Annotated in this window: 5 protein-coding genes; 2 read left to right on the top strand and 3 right to left on the bottom strand. The window is 33.0% G+C overall.

What is annotated here, in order from left to right:
* Positions 1-692 (top strand): ComF family protein (locus tag ACK5ON_RS11840; RefSeq protein ID WP_409822732.1); only part of this gene is annotated, 692 nt, incomplete at its 5' end.
* A gap of 75 nt (positions 693-767) precedes the next feature.
* Entirely contained in the window at positions 768-2,360 is a 1,593-nt protein-coding gene (locus ACK5ON_RS11835; RefSeq protein ID WP_409822730.1) for an Ig-like domain-containing protein, read from the top strand.
* 39 nt (positions 2,361-2,399) lie between these two features.
* Here the strand turns inward: ACK5ON_RS11835 and ACK5ON_RS11830 are convergent, their stop codons facing one another.
* The 3 genes from ACK5ON_RS11830 to ACK5ON_RS11820 all read right to left on the bottom strand — a co-directional run.
* A complete protein-coding gene (locus ACK5ON_RS11830) occupies positions 2,400-2,612 on the bottom strand; it encodes a bacteriocin-like protein (RefSeq protein WP_409822728.1) in 213 nt (70 codons plus the stop codon).
* Positions 2,613-2,946: 334 nt separating this feature from the next.
* A complete protein-coding gene (locus ACK5ON_RS11825; protein WP_396173382.1) occupies positions 2,947-3,723 on the bottom strand; it encodes an amidohydrolase in 777 nt (258 codons plus the stop codon).
* A 43-nt stretch (positions 3,724-3,766) separates the two neighbouring features.
* The coding region (locus tag ACK5ON_RS11820) for a discoidin domain-containing protein (RefSeq protein ID WP_409822725.1) at positions 3,767-4,219 on the bottom strand (453 nt) is incomplete at its 5' end.

Here is a 4,219-nt window from a genome sequence, read left to right as displayed (position 1 = left end):
TCTTTTCCATGCTACAACATCTTATAAATTTATTTTTTCCAAAATCATGCGCTGGTTGTCATTCGTTGTTATTGAGTGATGAAAATGTAATTTGTACGCTTTGTCGGCACGAAATTCCGTTGACCCATCATCATACCATGGAGAATAACGAAGTGGTTCAAAAGTTTTATGGCAGAATTCCATTGGAGTTTGGGGCGTCGTTGTTTTATTTTCACAAAAAAGGCATTGTTCAGGAAATGATGCACAAACTAAAATATAAAGGACACGAGGAAATCAGTGAAATGATTGGTCATTGGTATGCAGAAGAGTTGAAACATTTGGCACAAATCAAAGATATTGATTATATTATTCCTGTTCCGTTGCACAAAAGGCGTTTGAGAGAACGAGGTTATAATCAAGTGGAAGGTTTTGGCAAAGCGTTGTCTGAAAACTTAGGAATTCCTTATGAAGACAGGGTTTTATACCGAAAAGTGTATACTAAAACGCAAACAAAAAAAAATCTTTTGGGACGAACGGAAATCGGAGAAACTATTTTTGATGTTACGTTTACAGAAAACCATCACGGAAAACATTTTTTATTGATTGACGATGTGATTACTACTGGATCCACGCTCGAAGTTTGTAGTAGAGCATTGTTGAAAATCCCCGATGCCAAAATCAGTATTGTTTGTATGGCGATGTCGCACAGTTAATATGTTAAGTTTACTTAAAAACATTTCATTCAGTCTAAATATAATTGTTATTTTGTGCATTGAAAAAACAGCGCTATGCCAAAATCTATTTTCAAGTTACTTTCAATCTTTTTGATTTTACTATTTGCCAGTTGTGCCAAGCGAGGAACTATTACAGGTGGAGCTAAAGACACGATTGCGCCAGTTTTAACGGCTAGTTTTCCAAAAAACTTTTCCACAAATTTCAAAGGGAAAGAAATCAAATTGGTTTTTGACGAATATGTAAAGTTGAAAAATCTCAATAAACAATTGATTGTTTCTCCACCGTTTAACAAGCCGCCCGAAGTTTTACCTTTAAATGCGAGTAAAATTTTGACGATTAAAATAAAAGATACTTTATTGCCAAACACGACCTATAGTTTCAATTTTGGACAAAGTATTGAAGATAATAATGAAGGGAATCCCTATCAGCAATTCAAATATGTATTTTCAACTGGAAGTTATATTGATTCTTTGGCATTAAGTGTAAAAGTGAAGGACGCTTTGGAAAAGAAAGTGGACAATTTTGTTTCGGTCATGTTGTATGAAATCAACGAAAAGTTTAATGACTCTACTATTTATAAGGAATCACCACGATATGTAACCAATACTTTGGATAGTTTGGAAGTGGTAAAAATTGAAAACATCAAAGCCGGAAAATACCTTTTAGTCGCGTTGAAAGACAATGGGAACAATAAATTCAATCCAAAACTCGATAAAATCGGATTTCAAAAGCACTATATTTCTATACCCAATGACACTATTTTTGAAGTGGAATTATTCAAAGAAGTGTTGCCGTTTAAAGCAATAAAACCTACACAAGCTTCCAAAAACAGACTGTTAATGGGTTATGAAGGTCAAACAAAAGACATGAAAGTGACTGTTAAAAACGGTTCAGAAATTATGCCTTCTATAGTTACGCAAATGCCAAAAAAAGATTCACTTCAAATTTGGTTTAAACCGATAAAAGCAGACTCGCTTTATGTTTCGGTTCAAAAAGAAAGTTATAAGAAGCAGTTTACCGTGAAAATTAAAGACCAAAAAAAAGACACCCTTTCTATAAGTCCAGAATATAGTGGCAATCTTCCGTTGAGAGAAAAATTTGCGTTGAATACTTCTATTCCTTTGGTGAAGTTTGACAAATCAAAAATTAGTATTCAAAATAAAGACTCGGTTTCCGTTAATTTCACTACCGAATATGATGATTTTAACCAAAAGTTGTATTTGGATTTTAAAAGAGACGAGTTAGAAAAGTATCAAATTCAATTGTTGCCGGGTGCTTTGACCGACTTTTATGAAAACGTTAATGACACTTTAAAATATAATCTTTCGACAAAAAGCGACGCCGATTACGGGTATATCAAAGTAGTTTTAGAAAATGTAAAACGTTATCCAATTTTAATTGAATTAACTGATAAAGACGGAAAAGTGAAAGCTTCTGCTGTAACAGATAAAAATCCGGTAGTTGAGTTTTTTTCCTTAGAACCTAGTATTTATACCTTGCGCGTAATTTATGATGACAATAAAAACGGGTCTTGGGACACAGGAAATTTTATAGAAAAAAGACAATCTGAGGAAGTTATTTACTTTCCCGAAGAGATTAAATTAAACCCAAATTGGGACAGAATTTATAATTTAAAATTAAACTAAAAACCGTCTTAATAGTTTAACAATTAAGACGGTGTTTAGCTAACAATCTCCTACACAAACTAGTGTATAATTACCAGCACCACAAACGTCTGTTGCATAAGCATTAGCTTGACTTAGAGTGGTATTGGAAGATGAAAGGGTAGTTCCTCTACTAAGACTCTTTTTTGAACATTTAATAGTAACGTAGTTACCGTTTCCTGAAATGTTTTTCATTTCATTTCTACTTAAGCGTTTAAAATTTGATTTGTCCATAAATAATTTAGATATTTAATTTTTACCTACTCTATAAGCTTTTCGGTTTACGCTATATTTCTCTCATAAGAAAAGAAATAACAAATTAAATTAAATAATTAATAATTTTAATAAGAAATATTGAATAAATAATTCCTAATAAGAATTAAAAATTCCTTAAAAGAATATGAATATAAGTTTATTAGAAAAAGAAAAGTTCAAGAAAGTTATAATATTGTTAGCTTATTATGATTTAAACATACATAAATGATATATTAGAAATTTCCAAAAGAAATAGACGTTCGCGGTAACTGGGATGTGGAACAACCATTTAATTTAGGAAAATAGTTTCGAGTTACGGGTTTCGGGTTTCGAGTTGAAAATTGTCTTTATCATTAAGAAAAGCCAATTTTTTTCGGGTTTCTAACAGCTTTGCTTTATTCAATTCTACTATAAAAACCGCATCTGCCTCTTGTGGTTCTAAAACATATTCACCTAAAAAATCAATCACTTGAGTATGCCCAATATATTCATGGTGGTTATGGTCTTTTCCTATGCGATTAACTCCAATGGTATAACACATATTCTCAACGGAACGTGCCTTTAATAAAATATCCCAAGCATTCACGCGAGGTTTAGGCCAATTAGCAACATAAAGCAAGACATCATAATTCTCTACATTTCTTGAAAAAACGGGAAAGCGTAAATCATAGCAAATGAGTGGGCAGATTTTATACCCTTTATATTCTAGAATCAATTTGTCTTTTCCGGCAGCATAAAACTCATTTTCTCCAGCCAATGAAAACAAATGCCTTTTGTCATAGGTTTTTATTTCCCCTGTTGGAAAAACAAACACCAAGCGATTGTAGTAATTTCCGTTTTCTTCGATTACTAAACTGCCTGTGATAGCACAGTCTTTGGCTTTCGCCAAATGTTGTAGCCAAGAAACCGTTTCACCTTGCATGGTTTCGGCAACGGCTTTTGGGTTCATCGTAAATCCGGATGAAAACATTTCGGGGAGGACAATCAAATCGACGTCTTCCATAAAACCAGTTATTTTTTGTGCCAAATGACTACGGTTTTCTATTGGGTTTTCCCAGATTAGGGATGTTTGTATTAGGGCTATTTTCATATATGCTGAACTTGTTTCAGTATCTTTTTTTCGATACTCTTTATTACTTAATAGTTATTTCATCAATAAAAATAAACGCATCACCACCAAAACCTTGATGCCATTCGGGTAATTTCCCGTAGTTGTATGCTTTTACTTTAATGTATTTTGCCTTTATTGGGTTCTCTAATTTCAGATTAAAATCACGAATGATATTCTCTTTTTCTTTCGGGTCTAAGGTATTTTCAATGGTTCCAACTTTGGTGAAATTTACATTATCATCAGAAACATAATAATCGACTTTAGTGGGCATTAAAATCCAGGAACGTTGGTCTTGCAAATAATTGGAATGAATTTCTGAAATAGTCTTTGTTTCCTGCAAATCAATAATGGCTTCAAAATCCTGACTTTGATACCCTTGCCAATCGCCTTTTCGCCAGTTGGTGGTTCCGAAAATTCCATCAATCAAACCATCAGGACCACCAGCATGATACTGCGGATTGTATTTTGATTTGAT

Source organism: Flavobacterium sp. (genome assembly GCF_046317795.1).
GTDB lineage: Bacteria > Bacteroidota > Bacteroidia > Flavobacteriales > Flavobacteriaceae > Flavobacterium.
This window is presented reverse-complemented; position numbering and strand designations above follow the sequence as displayed.